The sequence below is a fragment of the Algoriphagus sp. 10J20-15 genome, from assembly GCF_055809615.1.
Genome location: NZ_JBVVUG010000035.1, coordinates 24,225 through 45,691, shown reverse-complemented (window position 1 = coordinate 45,691; position 21,467 = coordinate 24,225). Strand labels below are relative to the sequence as shown.

Sequence of the window (21,467 nt, the reverse complement as noted above, 5' to 3'; positions counted from 1 at the left end):
ATTGATTTTCAGAGTTGTTTTTAAAAAAAAGTAAAAGAGTAAAGATGTATTTATATAATTAATACTCTCAGATTGTTGCCCTTTTTAATTCTCCAAAATTCATCTAGCTATATCAAAAGTATAGGCTATCTAATATACTGTTTCAAGATAGCGGTAAATAAAGGTAGTCTGATATAGAAGCTCTAATAAGCCATATTCCTTTTTCAGAAAAGTAGTAAATTTGAGTTGCTCCTAAAAAGGGAAATATGGAGTTTGATGCAATGAAAAATGATTATTTTCATGCTGAAAACAATCTGGAAACTATTTATTAAGACTTTAATTTGAAGCCATAACCCTGATTAAAATGAAAATATTTACACAAAAGGTCAAAAAATTGATTGAGAGAAAAGATTTTCAGGTGCTGGCTAAATTACTTTCAGAAAATCCTAATCTGGCAAACGAAGGAATTACGATTCCTTTCGAATTTTTTTGTAGACAAAAAGAACACCCACTTCATAGGATTTGCGATGCTATTTTTGCGAGAAAAATTTCGGATGATGATGGAATCATATTTGCAAAGATTTTCTTGGAAAATGGAGCAAAAATAGATGGCAACAAAATTAATGGTGGTGGAACTCCCATTCTTGCTGCAGCCAGTCTTCACGCTTAAAAACTCGGAATATTTTATATTGAAAGAGGTGCTGACATTCATTATACGTATCAGAACAATGGTGAAACTGCATTGCACTGGGCAGCATTTTGTGGTAGGGATAAATTAGTCGACCGGCTAATAAGGTCTGGGACCAAAATTGATGGACAAGACAAGACTTATAACAGCACCCCACTTGGCTGGGCAATCCATTCATTACAATCAAACGATACAGTAAATAAATTCCACCAAGTCGATTGCATAAAACTGCTCTTACAACACGGTGCAGAGGCAAAAAAGCTGGATAAAGGGAAAAATGACTACTTGCAATTGATGGCTAAAAATGATTTAGAATTGCAAACCCTAATGAATTGAAAAATTTGTAACGCCAGATATTACTCTATGAAGATAAATAGGGGCTATCAATATTTATATTTTTTCAATGTTTAAGAACAACAAGGCTTGTTATCTTGAATAGGAGGACAAGGCACTGTTCCATAGGAGCAATAAACACAGCAATCTCCCTTCTTAGGTTTTAATATCACTTTACAATTCTCACATTCATAAAAGAATTGACAGGCGTCTGTCGGCATGGTTTCTTCTTTTTGATTTCCGCACTCAGGGCAGGTGATTATTGATTTAAGTAGGGCATTCATGCTAATTACTTTTCCTTTCTTTCTGTTACTTTGTATCCTGTGCTATTTATTGCTGTTTCAATTTCAGAAACATTCGTTTTTAAGCTGTCAAACTGTATAACAGCATTGCCGTTATCATATGATGTGGTCGAGCTGATTATTCCAGAAAGTTTATTCACTTCATGGTTTACATGTTCTTCACAACTTGTGCATGTCATCCCATTGATAGAAAACTCTACGGTCTGAAGATTTTCATTGTCAACCCGTTCCGTCTGGCTTCCTGTCTTGGGGTAGAAGATGTGCGAGTAACTTGGAAAGGCAAGCATGAGCATAGCAAATGCAGTCAAAATACCCAAAAATGTTTTAGTTTCAATCAACTTCGGTTTAGCCGGCGTTTCGCAATGGCAATCCGCTTCTCTTTTAGGTTTCAAAATCTGATACCAAGCAAAACCAAGAGTCAAAATTGTAAAAGCAATAAAGTAAGGTCTTGCTGATTCAAGCCAGGAAAAAGTGGATGCGATCCCGCTTGTTCCCGCGACAAGAGCAAAAACAGGAGTAATGCAACATATGGAAGCCGTAAAGGATGATAGAACTCCTGCGCCGATTAGTGTATTATCTTTCTTCATACAGTTTCGAAAACTTTATTTTCCTCAATTTTCGAAAACTTTATTTTCCTCAATTTTCGAAAACTTTATTTTCCTCAATTAATGTGAATATCGGTTTAAGCAGGATTTTATACTCTTCAGCTAAGGAGTAGAAAATAGTTTGCGCTTGTCTTTCAGCTTCGATGACCTTCTGATTTTTGAGTTTCCTGAGATGTTGAGAAATTGCCGATATGGTCATTCCTAGAATATCACTCAAATCACATACACATAGTTGTTTCTCTTCATAAAGCAGGAAAAGAATTTTCAACCTGACCTTATTCCCAGCCAGCTCAAGTCCCTTTGATAAATAGTCGAAGGATTCGTGAAGCTCAAAAACTCGGCTTTTGCAGCGGTTTAGTTGTTCAACGTCCGCTTGTTGCCTAATACAAGAAATGATATCCATGAATACAAAAATAAGAAAACTTCTTATTTAAGCAAATGCTTAAATACATTTTTACTTTTGTTTTAAAAATCCAATACTCTGCAACGTCAATATCCTAAAATCAAATATTTTTACTTAGTCTGAAATTATCCTTACCTACCGTTATTTCGAATAAAATCACTTCATGTTTTTCTATTTGCTCACTTTTAAAATTCTAAATGCCCCTTGAACAACCAAGACAAAAACAATTGTTCCTATAACCAGATCTGGCGTACTGGATTCTAGCCAATGAACTAATAGGCCTGCGGCAATTACACCTAAATTAATAATCACATCATTTGAAGTAAAAATCATACTTGCTTTCATATGAGCCTCTTCTTTGCTTTTCGATTTTTGCAACAGATAAAGACAAATTCCATTCGCCATGAGGGCAAGAATTGAGACAATAATCATTGTTGAAAAATCCGGAAGCTTCTCGACTCCAAAAAATCTTCTTAATACCTCTACAAATCCGATGATCGCAAGTATGATCTGAAAATATCCAGCCCATTTAGCAATCCGCTTTTTCCTATATATTGTTCCCCCCACTGCAAATAAACTTATCCCATACACAAAGCTATCCGCAAGCATATCCAAGCTATCGGCAACCAGCCCCATAGATTTGGAAATAATTCCTGTGGTCATTTCGATTAGAAAAAACGCAAAATTTATTGCAAGGACAGACCATAGTAACTTTTTTTGGTGAGTGTGTTCTTTAAAGACCGATTGGTCAGTCTTCTCGGTGGAAATTTTCCTCCCTCCTAAATTTAAGTCCACAACAGACTTTTCGATGGCTTCAATTTCCCCTTGATGAAAAACTGTCAGTTTCCGGTTTGGGATATCAAATTCCAAATTTTCAATACTGGAAATACCGTCCAAATTCATCCTGATAAGGTTCTCCTCCGAAGGGCAGTCCATTTTGGTTATCTCAAAGATTGTTTTTTGCATGTTGACTAGCTTATCTTTTGACAGCAAGATTTTTAAGATTTAAATATATATTATCAATCAGAACTCTTCAGATCAATGTTGATATGTTCGGTATCTATATCGCTTAAAATTGCATGAATCTTCTCTTTTATAGCACTTGAATCCGATAATAATCGAATGTCTGAAACTATAACATGTGCAGTGACCACAGCTTTTTCCTCCGTTAGCGACCATATATGTAAATGCTCAACCTCTTTAACTTTGTCCAAGCAAAGTATTTTTTGACGAAGTTCAGGGAGATTGATGTTCTTCGGAACTTTTTGAAGCAGTATTTTTAGTGCCTGTACCAGTTTATGCATAGCAAATACAAGAACAGTAAGGTTAATAACAATGGCCAGAATAGGATCCAATATTGGAACATCAAAAAGCAACATGACAATGCTCCCAACGAGAACAGCAACCCATCCAAGTGCATCCTCTAAAAGATGAATCATCATAACCTGTTTGTTCATCGATTTACCGGATTTCAACTTCCAAACACCGATTCCATTTAAGGCTATACCCAAAAATGAAATGCCAAGCATCCAATATGCATCAGGGTTCTGTGGATTTATTATTCGGTCAATAGATGCATAAACTATATATATTGATCCGAGTAATAATGTCACCGCGTTTATCATCGCTCCCAATAACGAAAACCGGGCATATCCATAGGAATATTTATCCGTACTTTCTTTCCTGGATTTCTTTTCGAAGTACCAGCCTGCACCCAGTGAAAGACTGTCAGCAAAATCATGGAGTGAGTCTGCTAAAATAGCGATACTGCCTGAAATCAAACCACCTGTGACTTCTAGCACGGTAAAGGCTAGATTCAGGAAAAAGGCTGTCCTGATATTGTTATCTTTTTTTGCCACTGCCTAGCTGTTATTTTTTAATCCACTTGAATGCAGTTTCTTTTTCTGAAATATCAAAGTATTTAACTTCACCTGAACTGAAAAAACCCATTAGGTCAGACATTTTTTCTTCCCACTTTTTTTCGCCTACCATGGCCACTTTATCAAAGTCATTGGCATGTTTTGCATCAAATTTCACATCTTCCCAAAAGGCTTTCAATTCCCATCCTTCAAAATCCACCATTTCAAAATACCATCGAATCTTTGAATGTTTGTCGAGCGCGTTCTTTAATAAGGGTAATAGCTTATTGTAATCAACTTCAGTTAATTTTCCTGAGGCTTTTGTTGCTATGATATTGTTTTCCGTTTGCTCTAGTATCTGTAGCATACTATTGTTTTTAAGTTAAAATATCCTCGCTATATAAATATTGATTCCTTTTCATTACTGTGGCTTATTCATTTTCTCTGGTATCCCAACAGCCTTAAAGCATTTACTACAACGACTATCGTAGATCCTTCATGGATAAGTACAGCAATTCCTATTGAGGCAAATCCAAAGATCGTAGCAGGAATCAATACACCTACTACACCTAAACTGATCCACAGGTTTTGTTTAATAATCCCCTTGGCTTTTCTACTTAGCCCAATTGCAAAAGGCAATACTTCAAGTTTATCAGCCATCAACGCAATATCGGCAGTTTCCAAAGCGACATCAGACCCTGCTGCTCCCATGGCAATACCAACGGTACTTGCAGCCATAGCCGGAGCATCATTTACCCCGTCACCCACCATGGCGATTTTGGATTCTGACTGCTTTAATTGCTTGATAGCTTCTACTTTTTCTTCAGGCAGTAGGCTTCCTCTTGCACCAGTCAGTCCAACCTCATTGGCAATTGCATCTGCGACTTTCTGGTTATCGCCACTGAGCATGATCATTTTTTCAATCCCAATCTCCTTCAGTTCACTTAAGGTAGCTTTGGCCGATTCCCTAGGAGTGTCCATCAGTCCAATGATACCCATATAGGTTTCATTTTTCCTGATGAGGATAGTTGTATTGCCATTGGACTCGAATTCTTCAATTTTTTTGACTACCTCATCAGAAGGTTTTTTATCATCCAGCGCTTCATACAAATCCAGGTTTCCGATATAGATTTTATCCGAACCCACATTAGCCTTAATTCCTTTTCCCAGCACTGCTTCCAGTGAATCCGCTTTGGGAATTTCTTTGCCATCCATTCGTTCTTTACCGTCTCTAACTACCGCTTTGGCAAGTGGGTGATCGCTCAGCTCTTCCACCGCAATGGCATCTGCAAGTAATTCTTCGTCGGAAATTCCTTCCAGAGCAATCACCTCTGTGATTTTGGGTTTTCCTTCTGTGAGTGTTCCTGTTTTATCAAAAGCGATTGCAGTCAAAACACCTAAATCTTCCAAGGGTCTCCCCCCTTTGATCAACACTCCTTTTTTGGCAGCACGGGCTATACCGCTTAATACAGCACTGGGTGTAGCAATAGCCAGTGCACAAGGACTCGCGGCTACCAACACGGCCATCGCTCTATAAAAGCTTTGGCTAAAAGACTCATCAATGACTAAAAAAGCAAAGCATAGTATCACCACCAAAACCAATACCGAAGGGACAAAATATTTCTCAAATTTATCAGTGAGTAACTGAGTAGGAGACTTTTGTGCCTTTGCTTCGTTGACTAAGGTGATCAATCTTGATACGGTGGAGTCCGTGGCTAATTTCAACACCTTTATTTCCAAGGTTCCATTTCCATTTATAGTCCCTGAAAATGCACGGCTTTCCTCAGGAACATCTTTAAGAGATAATTCATTTGAATCTGCATTTTGCATAGCAACTTTGTCCACCGGAATACTCTCACCTGTGATGGGTGCCTGATCAACGGCGCTACTACCTTTGATTACTACTCCATCAGCAGCTATACGAGTGTTGGGCTTGACTAAAATAATATCCCCAATTTCCAATTCTTCAATACCGATTTCTCTGGTAGTATTCTCATCCTTTTTCAAGGCAGTTTTGGGAGCTAGAGTTGCTAAAGACTCAATCGATTTATGTGCTTTTCCCATAGCGTAGTGCTCCAGTGAATGCCCGAGACTAAACAAAAATAGCAGCAAAGCACCCTCGGCCCATTCCCCAAGGATCGCAGCCCCAATGGCTGCGACCAACATGAGAAAATCTATTTCAAACCCACCTTTAAGAATGGTCTCAATTGCTTCCTTGGCAGTATAGAACCCTCCAAAAAAATAGGCTCCTATATAAAACCCAAGACTAACCCATTGAGGTACGGACTCCATAAAACTTAGACCAAACCCGATTCCCAAGAGAGCTCCACAACAAATTGAGAAAATCAACTCACTATTTTTCCCAAATATCCCTGAATGTTCTACTTTTTCCTTTTCCATGATTTCATATATCAGTTAGCTAATTTTTCCTTTGTTTTTCAATGATGCCCACCTTCTTCTTCGCTGTTTTTAGCTTTTGAAAGCAGCGTAAAAGCTCCTTCAGTCACCAGCTTGATATCTTCATAGTTTCTAGCGGAATCCAATAATGTTACCTGAGTGAACCCATCTTCTTTATTTCCCATCATTACCTCTATCATCTCATAATCATAAGCTGGCTGTCCATTTTCATCCCGCTCCCCCAAGTAGGAAAAAATAAAATGCTTCTCACCAAAACGTACTACAGCATCATCTGGTGCTACCAACGCTTTTTCCGTAGCGATTTCTATTTTGGCAGTCACATACATTCCTGGGAGCAAATCAGTATTCTTGCTGTCAAAATGACCATGAACCGTCACTGATCTATCTTTTCTCACTCCCTTACCTACCAAAAACACATGCGCCTCTCTCCATTCTTCATCCGTATTGGCAATGTTGAATTTGATGCGTTGATCCTTCTTAATTTTAGGAATATCATTTTCATAGACAGAAAGCTCCACATGCAAATCATCTGAATTGGTTAAATCCATGATTACATCCTGCGGACTAACGTATTTGCCAATATTGGTAAAAACATCCAATACCGATCCGGATACAGGGGAATAGATGTTTACCACGGATTTAATCTCTCCTGTTTCCACTTTCTCGGGATCAAATCCGATCATTTTTAATTTTGCCCTGGATGTCTTTATCCTTGGCTTCATTGGCCAGAAAATTACTTCTTGATTCTTCAAAGGTTTTTCCGGAAGCCACTTGTTCACCATACAATTTCTCCTGACGCTCGTACTCAGACTTTAAATAGGAGCTGTTAGCCAGGCTCTCTAAATAGTCCTGCTGAAACTGAATGAATTCAGGGTTTTCAATGGATACAAGCAGTTGCCCTTTTTTGACAGCATCGCCCGGAAGAAGCGTGGTGTTTTTCACAAAACCTCCATAAGGCATGGTAATGGAAATGTTATTTTGCGGTGGGACATCAATCACCCCATTCACCATAAGTTCACTTCCAATTTCCTTGAATTCCAATTTACCCAGCTCGATCCCTGTCACCTCATATTGCGCTTGAGACAGTTCTACCCTGGATTCATTTTCTTCGTGCTCTCCCTGAATTTCAACACTTTCAACTTTTGAATTACAGGAAGCTATAAAGCCTGCTATTGTTAAGGCAAATAGGCTGTTTATGATATATTTTTTCATTTTATAAGATTTTTAGAAATGGTATTATGGAATCGTGAAAGGTTAAACTCATTCTTCTATGTGACTTTTTAGTCATGCTCGATTTCATATTTTTCATTTTAATTGATACCAGATATGAATTCAATCTGAATAAGTGTCTGATTGGATTTGTCGAGCAAATCCAGATAATCAAAACTTACTGATAAACTTCTGTTTAACCCTTGAGTATATTCCACATAACCGATTGCACCGCTTTGGAAGCCTCTTTGAGATTGATTTAGAATGAGTTCGGCCTGGGGCAGAGCATTGGCTTCATAAAAAGCCAAACTTGTCTGGTATTTTTCGTAATCCAGAAGTAAAGAGGCCAAGTGATTTTCAAGCTCGTTGGTAAATGCCGCTTCCTCCTGTTCAGCTTCAGCTATCCTTATGGATTTGGATTTAATGGTTGCGGACTGCGATTTCAGGCTGAAAATCGGAATTGCCAACCCAACCTGAAAACCATCGAATCGATCTTTAGAGGTGAAAAATTCCGGATTACCGGCCATAGTTTCACCCGGGCCATTAAAGGATTGATTGAAATACCCCAGTTTAATATCAGGCATCAACCGTGATTTTTCCACTGACTTTTCCTTTTCTGCAATTGCAATCTGTTGCTGAACCCAGGTTAGTGTTGGATTACCATCCACGCTTAATGAAGTTAAGGACACCTCAGAAAGCTTTTGCTCAAGCTTACCCAAATTAGGTTCGATAGCAGCATCTGAGTTTAAAAGCATTTTCAGCCTTCTCAAGTTGATCTCAACATCTGCCTGATTCTGTGCCAATAATGCTTCAATTTCAGCCACCTGTGCTTCAGCAGTTGCCTTTTCAAGCAGGTTGGTTTCCCCTGCCTCAAACCGTAAGGTGGCAGCTGATGCAAACCGGGAATAAATACTATCCTGTCTAAGGAGCAGATTTCCCTTTTCCTTTGCTGCCCATAACGCATACCAAGTTGACTTTACAGCTCTGATGAGTTCATTTTTACTCATTTCAACGGCCAATTCACCTGAAGTTACTTTGGCCTCAGCCAGTCCATTTTGTCTGCTATAAGTAGTCGGAAATTCAAAGGTTTGTGAAACTGAAAAGCGGGAATCGTTGGTAAATGCACTGTTAGTCTGACCATACTCTATATCCACAGCAGTTTTGCCAATATTCCAGCTAGCGCCCTTTAAAGCCCGCTTCTGCTCCAGCCTTAGTGCTTCTGCTTTTACGTTGGGATTATTTTCAAGCGCCAGATCTATTGCCTGATCCAGGGAAGAAACCTGTTGGATTTCCTGTGCTAAAGTTGGGATACTTATAAAAGCTAGCAAGGTGATAGTGAGCAATCCTATCTTTCGGGTGGATTTCCTGAATCCTTTTTCAAAATAGTAATACAAAACAGGCAGAACCACCAAAGTCAGAATCGTGGCAGTGATCAGTCCTCCGATAACTACTGTAGCCAATGGTTTCTGAACCTCTGCCCCACTTGAAGAAGAGAGCGCCATAGGCAAAAAGCCTAAGGATGCTACAGAAGCAGTCATAATCACGGGTCTCAGTCTGGTGCGTGTACCTGAATAGATCCGCTCAAATACGTCCGTGATGCCTTCTTTTTTCAGATGGTTAAACTCAGCTATCAGCACAATACCATTGAGTACCGCTACACCGAAAAGTGCGATAAATCCTATTCCTGCTGAAATACTAAAAGGCATCCCTCGCAACGTCAAAGCAAAAATTCCCCCAATGGCAGAAAGCGGTATCGCAGTAAAAATCAGAATACTTTGCTTTATTGACCCGAAGGTGAAAAATAACAATACAAAGATCAGCAATAGTGCCAGTGGAACCGCAACCCCCAACCGCTCTTTCGCTTCAATCAGATTCTCAAACTGCCCACCGAACGTCACAAAATAACCAGATTCAAAAGTAACAGCATTTGCTATTTTGCTTTCAATTTCGTCGACGATACTTTCCACATCCCTATTTCTCACATTGAATGCCACCACAATTCTCCGCTGGGTATCGTCCCGCTGAATCTGGTAAGGTCCTTCTTTCACGGAGACTTCTGCAACTTGATATAACGGGATCTGATCCCCATTTGCCCGGGCTATAAATAGGTTCCGGACATCCTCCAGTTCATTTCTTTTGTTCTGGTCAAGTCTGATCACTAAATCAAATCTCTTTTCGCCTTCGTAAACTTTCCCAGCGGAAGCCCCGGCAAAAGCTGCCTGGATCGAGCGGTTTACTTCTTTGATGCTTAAGCCATATTTTGCCAATTGTGCCCGTTTATAGTCGATGACAATCTGGGGCACACCTGTCACTTCCTCTATGTAAATATCTTCTGCTCCTTCCACTCCTCTGGCTATCTGACCTATCTGATTGGCATATTGAGAAAGCTGGTCTAATTCCTCCCCATAAATTTTTATGGCAACATCTTGCCGGACACCGGACATCAATTCATTGAACCGCATTTGTATTGGCTGTTGAAACCCAAAGTTCACTCCCGGCAAAACAGCTAATGCTTCAGACATTTCATTCGCCAGATCTTCCCGGTTCGTGGCAGATGTCCATTCGCCTTTATCTTTTAGGATAATCATCATATCAGCTGCCTCTACAGGCATTGGATCTGTTGGAATTTCACCAGCTCCTATTTTGGAGACTACCTCTACTACTTCAGGAAACTGATCCAAAAGTATCTTTTCAGCCTGGGTGGTTGCCTTAATGGTATTCTGAAGGGAGGAACCGGTAACCACACGGGTTTCCACTGCAAAATCCCCTTCTTCCAGGGTAGGAATAAACTCACCTCCCAATCTTGAAAAAACCCAACCTGATACCACCAATAATACCAGTGCTACACTTAGTACAACCCCTCTATGATGCATAGCCCAACGGATAGAAGGATCATAAAAACCATGGAAAAAACTCATGATTTTGTCAGAAATATTCGGCTTGTTACTCAGCTTTTTACTCAGAAAAAGAGCTGAGATCATCGGTACATAGGTAAGAGACAGAATAAAAGCACCCAATATAGCAAAGGCAACTGTCTGCGCCATAGGCCTGAACATTTTTCCTTCTGTGCCAACTAATGCCAAGATGGGCAAGTAAACAATGAGGATGATGATCTCCCCAAAAGCGGCAGAATTTCGGATCTTGCTGGCCGAGAGAAATACCTCATCGTCCATCTCTAACTGTGTCAGTTTTCTTTCCTTTTTGACTAACCCAAGATGATGCATCGTCGCCTCAACAATGATAACAGCCCCATCCACAATCAGCCCGAAATCTATAGCACCCAGACTCATTAAGTTTCCTGAAACCCCAAACAAATTCATCAGGGTGAAAGCAAATAATAAGGCTAAAGGAATTACTGAAGCCACAATCAAACCCGCCCTCAGATTGCCCAGTAACAGCAAAAGGACAAAAATAACGATCAGTGCCCCTTCGATGAGGTTCTTGCTCACAGTACCTATTGCGTTATTAACCAGCTTGGAACGGTCTAGGAAAGGCTCAATGGTAACCCCCTCAGGAAGGGTTTTTCTGATCTCATCAATTTTAGCTTTAACATTATCAATGACTTCTGCAGAATTTTCACCTTTCAGCATCATTACTATGGCACTGACTACTTCACCTTCACCATTTCTGGTAGTCGCTCCATAGCGGACAGCATTCCCTAGCTGTACTTTAGCTACATCTTTTATCAGGACGGGAATACCGTTTTCGTTCACTCGCACTGGGATATTATTGATATCTTCAAAAGATCCAACAAGGCCTTCACTTCGTATGAATAGGGCTGTTAGGTTTTTCTCAATGTATGCACCTCCGGTATTTTCATTGTTATCTTCAAGCGCCTTAAAAATATCAGCTATCGAGACATTCAAAGATTTCAATCTATCAGGTTCAATCGCTATTTCGTATTGCTTGAGGTATCCCCCGAAACTGCTCACATCTGCAACACCAGGTGTCCCAAGCAGCTGTCTTCTTACTATCCAATCCTGAATAGTCCGGAGCTCTCTTGCATCGTACTTATCCTCATAGCCAGGTTCTACACCGACTACGTATTGATAAATCTCACCAAGACCTGTAGTGATAGGAGCCATCCCGGGAGCTCCAATATCCGGAGGAATCTGCTCTTTGACTTCGGACATTCGTTCATTGACCTGTTGTCTTGCCCAATAGACATCCACATTTTCCTCAAATACGATAGTAACTACAGAAAGCCCGAAACGGGAAAAGCTTCGAATCTCTTCGATATCAGGAATTGTGGCCATCGTGATTTCAATGGGGAAGGTAATTAAACGCTCTACCTCCTCAGCAGCCAGTGAGGGAGAGGTGGTGATTACCTGTACTTGATTATTGGTAATATCAGGAACTGCATCGATGGGAAGCTTGGTGAGTGAATACACTCCCACAATGACCAATCCTATGGTAAGTAGCCCGATAATCAGTTTATTTTTAACTGAAAACCGGATTATATTATCCAGCATAAGGAATTAATTTTTATGTAATAAAATGGAAATGGGCTCAGGGGCCCTTAGAAAAAACCGCGCACAACAGACCTAATCAGTTTAGTGAAAAGAGCTGAACGAAAAGGGTAAATATGGTGTAAAGCGGGAAATTTAGCTCCGAGGAGGTTGAAAGAGTTCACCTAAAACTGGTGAAGTAAAAAGAAAGGTATAGTAAGTTTCTGGCTCTACTTTCTCATTAAAAGTCCGGACTACAGAAAAATCATTTATTGAAGAGAAATAGATGGGAGCGTGTGAACAGGTATGATTGCCATGAAAAGGTAAATTTTCATGACTTTCTTCATCATGGCTGGTATTGTTTGATCCATGATCAATATAATCTTCTACTACGAATTCAAATACGGAGTCGTCATGCAAAACTTTATGCTCTCCAAAATGTGAAAGCAAAAACGGGATTTTCTGAATCTGACAACATAGATCGAAATTCATCGATAGCATCCCCAAAAGGAGCAAAGCAATAAAAGATCTGTTTCTTATCAGTTTCATATTCTGCAAATCTATGAAATAAAGTAGTGCAAGGCTATTGCACAAAATCGCTAATCCCAGATTCAAGTGATGAGGTATAGCTACGACCCAATCTGAGCAAGGGAGGAATTTTTTTTGTCTTTTTTTATAAGCGGTAACCTTATCTGGATTATTACGTGTCCTAGAATTCAATTGGATTTATTTTCATTCTCATGTGAAAAGCCTATAATTGTAATAGTGAAGAAATCATTTTCCATAGTTTTAGCATTCTTACTTCTTTTCGCAAACATCGGTTTGGCGAAGAGCAGCCATATATGCATGGGATCTGAGATGTTAAATGCAATTGGCCTTTCAGCAAAAAATTTGGATTGCGGAATGAAACATCAATCGGAATCTCCTTCGAGTGATCAAGGAGGTTTAAGCAATGCTGATGAATGCTGCCAAAATAGTTTCGAACTCGTTCACAATGACAGTGATCAGAATCTTAAAGTAATACACCTCGACGCTGCCCAAGTTATTTTTGTAGCAGCTTTCACACAAACATTCATTTTTGGAATAGATGCAGTTCCTACAACTGAATATTCCAACGTATTTATATCTCCCCCTGCGATTGATAAGGACTATACTGTTCTTTTTCAATCTTTCTTGATTTAATCCGGATAGGTAAACTTAGGTCTTGCAGACCGCCTTTTTCTATGAGCTCAATTGCTTGTAGCAAAGTTTATCCAGTATTCCATTTTCTTAGGATTATTTCATGCTTAACTCAATTATCAAGTATTTTCTTGAAAACAAATTAGTTACAGTTCTTTTGCTTATCGCTTTGATAGCTTGGGGAATTGTGACAGCTCCCTTCGGTTGGAAAGTAGGTTCGCTTCCATCAGATCCTGTCCCCGTTGATGCCATTCCTGACATTGGCGAAAACCAACAAATTGTTTTCACCCAATGGCCAGGTAGATCTCCACAGGATATTGAGGATCAAATCTCCTACCCACTTACTACCTATCTATTAGGAATTCCTGGAGTAAAGTCCATCCGTAGCTCTTCTATTTTCGGCTTTTCCAGCATATACATCATCTTCAATGAAGACACAGAATTCTATTGGTCTAGATCAAGAATCCTGGAAAAACTCAGTTCATTACCTGCAGGATTGCTTCCAGAGGCAGTTCAGCCAGGCCTGGGTCCTGATGCCACTGCTCTAGGCCAGGTTTATTGGTACACACTGGAAGGAAGAGATGAGCAAGGCAATCCGACCGGAGGATGGGATCTTCACGAGATAAGGACTGTTCAGGACTTCTTTGTTAAGTATGGCTTAAACGCCGTGGAAGGCGTTTCGGAAGTGGCTTCAATCGGTGGATTTGTACAGGAATATCAGGTAGATGTAAATCCCGACGCGCTTAAAGCCTATAATATTCCCTTAATGAAAGTCATGGAAGCTGTAAAGCAATCCAATAGGGACGTAGGTGCCAAAACCATAGAAATTAACCAAGCAGAATATTTAGTGCGCGGTTTGGGCTATATCAAAAAGGTAGAGGACTTAGAAGAGGCGGTGGTTGCAGTGGAACAAAACGTTCCGATCCGGATAAAAGACATTGGCGTGGTAAGCCTAGGACCAGCCAACAGAAGAGGACTTTTAGATAAAGACGGAGCTGAGGTAGTCGGCGGTGTAGTAGTCGCGCGATACGGATCTAATCCTCTTCAGGTTATCAACAATCTGAAAGAGAAAATCACAGAAATAGCTCCTGGCCTCCCAAAAAAGACCTTAGCCGATGGTCGTATTAGCCAGTTGACCATTGTTCCATTTTACGATAGATCTACACTGATTCAGGAAACCCTAGGCACCTTGGAGGAGGCGCTTTCTTTGGAGATTCTGATTACTATTCTGGTTGTGATTGTGATGGTCTATAACCTGCGAGCATCTATTCTGATTTCAAGCTTATTACCAATTGCAATTCTGATGGTTTTTATAGCGATGCGCTATTTTGGGGTAGATGCAAATATTGTAGCTCTATCTGGAATAGCTATCGCCATCGGTACGATGGTGGATTTGGGGATAATCCTTTCAGAAAACATTATCAAGCACATCGATGAAGCTCCTCCAGAGCAGAAGTTGGTCACGACCATTTACAAAGGATCATCAGAGGTAGCCACTGCAATCCTTACCGCTGTGTCCACCACTATTGTGAGTTTTATTCCGGTTTTCACAATGGAGGCTGCCGAGGGGAAATTATTTGGACCTTTAGCCTATACCAAGACTTTTGCACTTATAGCAGCATTGATCGTATCCTTGCTTATTCTGCCAATGTTGGCTCATGTGTTCTTTGGTTTCAAAATCAAAAATCGGCGAAATAAGCTTCTAGGAAATGCATTGTTGTTAATTCTAGGAGTAGGAGCACTGATTTACGGCTACACTTGGGCAGGAATTATGTTGTTACTATTTGGCATTATTTCCTTCGCCAAATTTTATGTAGAGAAAAAGACTGTTGAAATCCCGAGGCGCATTCAGCCAATTTATAACCAATTGGAAATCATCCTGGCAATCCTTGGGGTAGTTTGGCTTTTGGCCACTTACTGGTTACCACTTGGTGCCTCACATTCCCTGTTCTCAAATGTGATTTTCGTCGCTGTTCTGGTAATTCTGATACTGGGAGCTTTCTCTTTATTAGAATACAATTACAAGCGGGTCTTGACCTGGTGTTTGGATAATAAAGCAGTATTCTTAACAATCCCTGCACTACTGATTTTATTGGGAGGCACGATCTGGCTTGGATTCAATACCACCTTCGGTATAATTCCAAAAGCAGCTAGCCTGATCGGGTGGGATATAAAGTCCAGTAAACCTTGGTCGAGTATAGCTCATACTTTCCCAGGTATGCAAAAGGAATTTATGCCTTCCCTGAATGAAGGCAGTTTCCTACTGATGCCAACCGCCATGCCGCATTCCGGCATAGCTTATAACAGAAAAATTATAGGTCAGCTGGATATGCTGTTGACCAATATTCCTGAAGTGGATCTCACTGTTGGCAAACTTGGTAGAGCTGAATCAGCTTTGGATCCTGCACCGATCTCTATGTATGAGAATATCATTAATTATAAACCAGAATATCTTCTCAATGAAAAGGGCCATAAACAGCGGTTTAAAATTGACGAGGAAGACCGATTCATTTTTACCACGGGGGATACCCTTTCCAACCAAGATGCAATCGCACAAAATAAGCCTGCCAAAAACTTAATTCCTGACGAGGAAGGCATGTATTTCCGAAACTGGCGGGAACACATCAAATCTCCAGATGATATATGGAAAGAAATCATCGCAGTTACCAAAATACCGGGAATCACTTCCGCTCCTAAATTACAACCGATAGAAACCAGATTGGTCATGCTCCAAACAGGTATGCGAGCACCAATGGGTATTAAAGTATATGGACCTGATCTACAGACTATAGAGAACTTTGGTATTCAACTGGAAAACATCCTGAAGCAAGTTCCATCCGTCAAAGAGGAAGCAGTTTTCGCAGACAGAATCGTCGGAAAACCTTACCTGCATCTAAACATCAACCGAGAAAAAATCGCGCGATTTGGGCTGACTATAGAAAATGTACAGCAAACTATAGAAACGGCTATTGGTGGCATGAACATAACCACTACAGTGGAAGGCAGAGAGCGTTTTCCTGTGCGTGTTCGCTATCCAAGAGAATTGCGCGATGACCCTGAAAGCTTGACTAAGATCTTTGTTCCAACTCCTACCGGAGCTCAAATTCCTTTAGGGCAACTCGTGGATTTTGAGTACAAACGTGGCCCTCAAGCCATCAAAAGCGAAGAGACTTTCTTGGTCGGGTATGTGCTTTTTGACAAAAGAGACGGGAATTCTGAGGTGACCGTGGTTGAAGATGCACGACAGTTGATCCAAAGCAAAATTGATTCAGGGGAATTGGATGTGCCCGCAGGAATTACCTACAAGTTTTCTGGTAGCTATGAAAATCAGGTTCGTGCTGAGAAACGGCTGAGTATCATCGTTCCGGCAGTATTGGCCATCATCTTTTTGATTCTGTATTTCCAATTCAAATCTGTCACTACTTCCCTGATGGTATTCACAGGAATAGCCATGGCCTTCAGTGGGGCATTTATCACACTTTGGTTTTATGGACAAGGATGGTTTGCTGATTTTGATCTCTTCGGCACCAATATGCGAGACCTGTTCCAGGTTCACCAGATCAATCTAAGTGTAGCAGTCTGGGTGGGATTCATTGCACTATTTGGTATTGCCACTGATGATGGAGTGTTAATGGCCACATATCTGGATCAAAGTTTTGAACGAAATAAAACTGATACTCCACAAGGAATACGAATGGCTATTGTGGAAGCTGGTCAGCGAAGAATCAAGCCCGCCGTGATGACTTCAGCTACCACAATCATTGCATTGCTTCCGATTTTAACCTCTTCTGGAAGGGGATCGGACATCATGATTCCTATGGCTATTCCAGCCTTTGGAGGAATGATCGTAGCGGCTATCACCTACTTTATTGTACCAGTTCTTTACTCCATTCGAGAAGAACGAAAACTTAAAAAAAGCTGAAAATGAGAACTTTCACACTTTCCTTTCTTTTGCTCCTGGGGATGAGTTTCTCAGCTGCTTCGCAAAGCTTAGAAGACTATTTTCTAGTGGCCGCCGAAAACAATCCGGGGCTTCAAGCCAAATACAAGGCATTCGAAGCTGCCATGGAAAAAATATCACAATTTGGGTCATTACAAGATCCTAATCTGTCATTTGGATATTTTGTATCACCAGTGGAAACCCGTGTGGGCCCGCAACAAGCCCGTTTTTCCTTAACTCAAATGTTCCCTTGGTTTGGCACCTTACGTGCACAAGAAGATGTAGCATCCTTAATGGCTGAAGCGAAGTATCAGGAATTCTTGGATGCTAAAAACCAGCTATACAATCAATTGGCGGCAGTCTATTATCCCCTGCTTGAGACCCACGAGTTAATAGCTATTGAGGAAGAAAATCTGAGAATTTTAGAAACCTACTATTCACTTGCTACTTCCAAATTAGAAAATGGACAAGGTTCGCTAGCCGATGCACTACGAGTAGATATCATGATTCAGGCATCCAAGACGAACGTAGAGGTGCTTAAGATGAAAATAAAAGGAAGCAATTCCTGGTTCAATTCCCTCCTTGCCAAGTCTCATGATTCTCCAGTAGAGATCTCAGAAAAGCTGGAAATATCGGCTGCTGACAGGATGATTTCTCCTGATTCTATTCACACAAATCCATTGCTGGAGAGCGTTGATCTGAAAATTCAAGCCAGTGAAGCCTCTGTGCTGGTTGCCCAAAAACAAGGAATGCCAAAGCTGGGAGCTGGAGTGGATTATGTCCTGGTCGGAGAAAGAACAGATGTCGTTATGGCGGACAATGGCAAGAATGTCTTGATGCCTATGATCACGATGAGTCTTCCGATTTTCAGAGCAAAATACAAGGGAGCTCAGAAGGAGGCAGAACTAATGCAGGAATCTTACAAACTGGAAAAGGAAGAGCTGAGCAACAAGCTCTATGGCTCCTATTACCGCTATTCTTCCGATATGCAAATCCAGGAAGATTTGATCAGCCTCTATGACAAGCAAGTGGTGACTTCGGAACAAACGTTAGAGTTGCTTTACAATGGCTACAGCAATTCTGGAAGAGACTTCGAAGAGGTATTGAGAGTACAACAACAATTACTTGAATTCCAAAAAATGAAATTAAAAGCCATGGTGACTTACAAGACTTCCCTGGCACAAATCAATTATCTAACCGCTAAAACCTACTAATTATGAAAAGCAAAAGCTATGTAAAATTCGCAGCAATGATGGCAGTTTCATTCGTCATTATGTATGCAGTCATGTTTTTGAATGCAGATCTTTTCGAGCATGTCATGCTCAGCACCACCAGAACCTACATGACCATTTTGATGGTGGCTCCCATGGCCATCTCTATGATGTTATTTATGTGGGGGATGTACGAAAACAAAAAAGCCAATTACATCATCCTAGGCTCCGCGCTGATCATCTTCATAGGCACATTGACTATGCTAAGAAATCAGACTTTGATCGCAGATGTGCAGTGGATGAAAGCAATGATCCCACATCACTCTTCAGCAATCATGGTTAGCCAAAAAGCGAATCTTCAAGATCCAGAGGCTCAGAAACTGGCGCAAGATATCATTGAGGCTCAAAAGCGTGAAATAGCCCAGATGCAGGATATGATCAAAAGACTGGAGGCTAAAAAGTAATAAGATATGATAAAGCTAAACCAATTACCTCATCTAATCACATTGCTTTCCCTTATGGTTGTAACCATTGCGACTGGTTATTCCCAAGAGATACCGACGGATACTTCGACCTATACACTTACTTTAAAGCAAGCAATGGTCTCGAAGGCAGGAAAGCCTGTCGCTGTAATGACGGTAAATGATGGAATTCCCGGGCCAACTCTGCGATTTAAAGAAGGAGGCTATGCTGTAATCTATGTCAAGAATGAAATGGACGAAGAGACTTCTGTGCATTGGCATGGCATCTTATTGCCAAATTTCTTCGATGGAGTACCCTATTTGACAACACCCCCCATCAAGCCGGGTGAAACTCAGAAATATGAGTTCCCACTGAAACAAGCTGGCACCTATTGGTATCATTCTCATACCATGCTTCAGGAACAAAGTGGAGTGTATGGTTCTATTGTGATTGAACCTAAGGAGGAAACATTATCCTATGATTCAGAATTAGTGATTGTTCTTTCTGATTGGACTAATCAAAAACCCCAAAACGTATTACGGAATCTCAAGCGCGGTAACGAATGGTACAATATCAAAAAAGGAACTGCAACTCCTTTGAATCAGGTGATTAGTCGAGGCGGATTTGGTGCCCAGCTTAATTTTTGGAAACAGACGAATGGAAAGTGCGGATATCGCAGATATCTATTACAATGCATTCTTGAATAATGGGGAAACCACTACTGAATATCCAGATTTTAGCCCTGGAGAAAAAGTGCGTGTGCGTTTCATCAATGGTTCAGCTTCCTCTCAGTTCTGGCTGACTTTCGGAGGTAAGGATCCATTACTTGTCTCAGCCGATGGCCTGGACGTGGTGCCTATCGCTCACAATAAAACTTTTATCGCTATAGCAGAAACCTATGATTTTATAGTTACGATCCCACAGCAGGGCAAATTGGAAATCCGTGCTACTGTGCAAGATGGTTCTGGACAAACTTCTACCTTCTTAGGAAAGGGAGATATTATTTCTGCTCCTGATGTTCCCCGACCCGATAAAATAGATATGATGATGAAAATGGCGAAAATGGACATGAAAATGGGTGCTCCTGCTATGAAATTTAAGCCATCTGAGGAGGATCCCAAAGAAATGATGGACAAGTGGGGAATGCAGATGGGTGATGAAATGTATATGGGTGAAATGGATCATTCAAAAATGAATTCCACAGACATGGGCACGGATCATTCCCAAATGATGGACAAGAAAAATCGCACTGATTCTACTAGTAAACCTTCTACGAAAAGCATGGACCATTCCAACATGAACCATAATGATCCCATGGATAATTCGATGCAGATGAATGACAAGATAGAAATGGGGACATCAATGGATGAAACACCGGGCATGGACATGTTTGCTGAGTACAATTATGACTACCTCAAGTCCCCTGAGAAGACCAGCTTTCCCACCGGCCGACCTGTTAATGAAGTACTACTGAATCTTACAGGAAATATGTGGAGATATATATGGAGTATGAATGGAGTCCCTCTTTCAGAAGCTGATAAGATCAAAATTGAAAGTGGAAAAGTAACTCGAATTACTTTAAACAATCTTACGATGATGCATCATCCCATGCACCTACACGGGCATTTCTTCCGGGTGATCAATGATAAAGGAGAATATTCACCGCTAAAGCATACCGTAAATGTACCTCCAATGCAAAAGATCACTATAGAATTTGAAGGGACTGAGGAAGGTGATTGGTCTTTCCATTGTCATGTTCTCTATCACATGATGGGTGGTATGGCACGCGTGTTCTCTTACGACACCCCACGTGATCCAAGATTGAAAGGCTTTCCTTTAAAAAAACTCCTCCATGAAACAGACGACCTAATTTAATTGGGGGACGGCAGAAGTTTCTTCTCAAATGCTCGGACTGAACCTGATGTCATCCAATATCAGAAATCAACTGAACCTGAACTTAGAATATGGATACAACCAGAATTTTGAGGCAGAAAGTAAGTTACGAGCGATACCTCTATGATTATTTCAGAGTCTTTGCCGGGGTAAACATGGAAAATGAAATCGAAGAAAGCCTGGATGAAATCAGCACAACGGCCGTGATCGGTATTCGATTCCTAACTCCATACCTATTCAATCTCGATGTAAGAATGGACAGTAAGCTGAGACCAGAATTCCGGATAAGCAGAGAGATTATGGTCTTCCCTCGCACCACCATCTTCGCAAATTATGAATATCAAATGGATTTTGGGTGGACTGATACCCTTCCTGAATCCGGAGAAAACTCAAATTATAAGGGAGAAACTACTTGGTCTGCCGGAGCTAGCTATATCCTTTCCAGAAATTTCTCATTGATGGGACTTTATGATAACCGTTTCGGTGCTGGTGGGGGCTTAACTGTCAGATTTTAAGCATTCAATTAAAACTAAAAGAG

General features: G+C 40.6%; 17 protein-coding genes and 1 pseudogene. 7 read left to right on the top strand and 11 right to left on the bottom strand.

Features of this window, described 5'->3' with window-relative positions:
- The first annotated feature begins 343 nt into the window (after window positions 1–343).
- Window positions 344–649, top strand: coding sequence for a hypothetical protein (locus AC0L6R_RS13960; RefSeq protein ID WP_091692280.1), 306 nt, complete (start codon window positions 344–346; stop codon window positions 647–649).
- 9 nt (window positions 650–658) lie between these two features.
- Window positions 659–1,003, top strand: a complete 345-nt coding sequence (locus AC0L6R_RS13955; RefSeq protein WP_473271988.1) for an ankyrin repeat domain-containing protein — start codon at window positions 659–661, stop codon at window positions 1,001–1,003.
- 71 nt (window positions 1,004–1,074) lie between these two features.
- Here AC0L6R_RS13955 and AC0L6R_RS13950 read toward each other — a convergent pair whose 3' ends face one another.
- From AC0L6R_RS13950 to AC0L6R_RS13900, 11 genes are all read right to left on the bottom strand, one after another.
- Window positions 1,075–1,284 carry a GDCCVxC domain-containing (seleno)protein gene (locus tag AC0L6R_RS13950; RefSeq protein WP_091692277.1) on the bottom strand — a complete coding sequence of 70 codons (210 nt, stop codon included), beginning with the start codon at window positions 1,282–1,284 and terminating at the stop codon, window positions 1,075–1,077.
- A 5-nt stretch (window positions 1,285–1,289) separates the two neighbouring features.
- A complete protein-coding gene (merTP, locus tag AC0L6R_RS13945) occupies window positions 1,290–1,889 on the bottom strand; it encodes a mercuric transport protein MerTP (RefSeq protein WP_473271777.1) in 600 nt (199 codons plus the stop codon).
- Window positions 1,890–1,938: 49 nt separating this feature from the next.
- On the bottom strand, window positions 1,939–2,310 hold the full coding sequence (locus AC0L6R_RS13940; RefSeq protein ID WP_473271776.1) for an ArsR/SmtB family transcription factor: 372 nt from the start codon (window positions 2,308–2,310) through the stop codon (window positions 1,939–1,941).
- A gap of 171 nt (window positions 2,311–2,481) precedes the next feature.
- Window positions 2,482–3,276, bottom strand: a complete 795-nt coding sequence (locus AC0L6R_RS13935; RefSeq protein WP_091692275.1) for a cation efflux transmembrane domain-containing protein — start codon at window positions 3,274–3,276, stop codon at window positions 2,482–2,484.
- Window positions 3,277–3,329: 53 nt separating this feature from the next.
- Window positions 3,330–4,169 (bottom strand): cation diffusion facilitator family transporter, encoded by an 840-nt coding sequence (locus AC0L6R_RS13930; protein WP_473271775.1) that lies wholly within the window; start codon window positions 4,167–4,169, stop codon window positions 3,330–3,332.
- 10 nt (window positions 4,170–4,179) lie between these two features.
- Window positions 4,180–4,536, bottom strand: a complete 357-nt coding sequence (locus tag AC0L6R_RS13925) for a SpoIIAA family protein (protein ID WP_473271774.1) — start codon at window positions 4,534–4,536, stop codon at window positions 4,180–4,182.
- A gap of 68 nt (window positions 4,537–4,604) precedes the next feature.
- The gene (locus AC0L6R_RS13920; RefSeq protein WP_473271773.1) at window positions 4,605–6,569 is read right to left on the bottom strand and encodes a heavy metal translocating P-type ATPase; all 1,965 of its coding nucleotides are present in this window, start codon (window positions 6,567–6,569) and stop codon (window positions 4,605–4,607) included.
- A gap of 38 nt (window positions 6,570–6,607) precedes the next feature.
- Entirely contained in the window at window positions 6,608–7,270 is a 663-nt protein-coding gene (locus AC0L6R_RS13915) for an efflux RND transporter periplasmic adaptor subunit (RefSeq protein ID WP_473271772.1), read from the bottom strand.
- The gene (locus AC0L6R_RS13910) at window positions 7,257–7,799 is read right to left on the bottom strand and encodes a hypothetical protein (RefSeq protein WP_473271771.1); all 543 of its coding nucleotides are present in this window, start codon (window positions 7,797–7,799) and stop codon (window positions 7,257–7,259) included. The genes AC0L6R_RS13915 and AC0L6R_RS13910 overlap by 14 nt, the downstream gene beginning before the upstream one ends.
- A gap of 98 nt (window positions 7,800–7,897) precedes the next feature.
- Window positions 7,898–12,268, bottom strand: a complete 4,371-nt coding sequence (locus tag AC0L6R_RS13905; protein ID WP_473271770.1) for a CusA/CzcA family heavy metal efflux RND transporter — start codon at window positions 12,266–12,268, stop codon at window positions 7,898–7,900.
- A gap of 132 nt (window positions 12,269–12,400) precedes the next feature.
- Window positions 12,401–12,793 carry a hypothetical protein gene (locus AC0L6R_RS13900; protein ID WP_139235858.1) on the bottom strand — a complete coding sequence of 131 codons (393 nt, stop codon included), beginning with the start codon at window positions 12,791–12,793 and terminating at the stop codon, window positions 12,401–12,403.
- A 216-nt stretch (window positions 12,794–13,009) separates the two neighbouring features.
- On the opposite strand from AC0L6R_RS13900, the gene AC0L6R_RS13895 reads away from it, so the two are divergent.
- The 5 genes and pseudogenes from AC0L6R_RS13895 (at window position 13,010) to AC0L6R_RS13875 (ending at window position 21,444) form a co-directional block, all read left to right on the top strand.
- Entirely contained in the window at window positions 13,010–13,426 is a 417-nt protein-coding gene (locus AC0L6R_RS13895) for an HYC_CC_PP family protein (RefSeq protein ID WP_439490650.1), read from the top strand.
- 100 nt (window positions 13,427–13,526) lie between these two features.
- Window positions 13,527–17,345: an efflux RND transporter permease subunit gene (locus AC0L6R_RS13890; RefSeq protein WP_473271769.1), complete on the top strand. Its 3,819-nt coding sequence runs from the start codon at window positions 13,527–13,529 to the stop codon at window positions 17,343–17,345.
- A gap of 2 nt (window positions 17,346–17,347) precedes the next feature.
- Window positions 17,348–18,577 (top strand): TolC family protein, encoded by a 1,230-nt coding sequence (locus AC0L6R_RS13885; protein ID WP_473271768.1) that lies wholly within the window; start codon window positions 17,348–17,350, stop codon window positions 18,575–18,577.
- Window positions 18,578–18,579: 2 nt separating this feature from the next.
- Window positions 18,580–19,038: a DUF305 domain-containing protein gene (locus tag AC0L6R_RS13880; RefSeq protein WP_473271767.1), complete on the top strand. Its 459-nt coding sequence runs from the start codon at window positions 18,580–18,582 to the stop codon at window positions 19,036–19,038.
- Between the two features lie 54 nt (window positions 19,039–19,092).
- Window positions 19,093–21,444 (top strand): annotated as a pseudogene (locus AC0L6R_RS13875) (multicopper oxidase domain-containing protein).
- Window positions 21,445–21,467: the final 23 nt, after the last annotated feature.

Coding starts and splice junctions, on each gene's coding strand:
- AC0L6R_RS13940 (WP_473271776.1), bottom strand. CDS start 2,310: ATGGATATCATTTCTTGTATTAGGCAACAAGCGGACGTTGAACAACTA.
- AC0L6R_RS13960 (WP_091692280.1), top strand. CDS start 344: ATGAAAATATTTACACAAAAGGTCAAAAAATTGATTGAGAGAAAAGAT.
- AC0L6R_RS13900 (WP_139235858.1), bottom strand. CDS start 12,793: ATGAAACTGATAAGAAACAGATCTTTTATTGCTTTGCTCCTTTTGGGG.
- AC0L6R_RS13905 (WP_473271770.1), bottom strand. CDS start 12,268: ATGCTGGATAATATAATCCGGTTTTCAGTTAAAAATAAACTGATTATC.
- AC0L6R_RS13885 (WP_473271768.1), top strand. CDS start 17,348: ATGAGAACTTTCACACTTTCCTTTCTTTTGCTCCTGGGGATGAGTTTC.
- AC0L6R_RS13925 (WP_473271774.1), bottom strand. CDS start 4,536: ATGCTACAGATACTAGAGCAAACGGAAAACAATATCATAGCAACAAAA.
- AC0L6R_RS13880 (WP_473271767.1), top strand. CDS start 18,580: ATGAAAAGCAAAAGCTATGTAAAATTCGCAGCAATGATGGCAGTTTCA.
- AC0L6R_RS13920 (WP_473271773.1), bottom strand. CDS start 6,569: ATGGAAAAGGAAAAAGTAGAACATTCAGGGATATTTGGGAAAAATAGT.
- AC0L6R_RS13935 (WP_091692275.1), bottom strand. CDS start 3,276: ATGCAAAAAACAATCTTTGAGATAACCAAAATGGACTGCCCTTCGGAG.
- AC0L6R_RS13890 (WP_473271769.1), top strand. CDS start 13,527: ATGCTTAACTCAATTATCAAGTATTTTCTTGAAAACAAATTAGTTACA.
- AC0L6R_RS13915 (WP_473271772.1), bottom strand. CDS start 7,270: ATGATCGGATTTGATCCCGAGAAAGTGGAAACAGGAGAGATTAAATCC.
- merTP (WP_473271777.1), bottom strand. CDS start 1,889: ATGAAGAAAGATAATACACTAATCGGCGCAGGAGTTCTATCATCCTTT.
- AC0L6R_RS13950 (WP_091692277.1), bottom strand. CDS start 1,284: ATGAATGCCCTACTTAAATCAATAATCACCTGCCCTGAGTGCGGAAAT.
- AC0L6R_RS13910 (WP_473271771.1), bottom strand. CDS start 7,799: ATGAAAAAATATATCATAAACAGCCTATTTGCCTTAACAATAGCAGGC.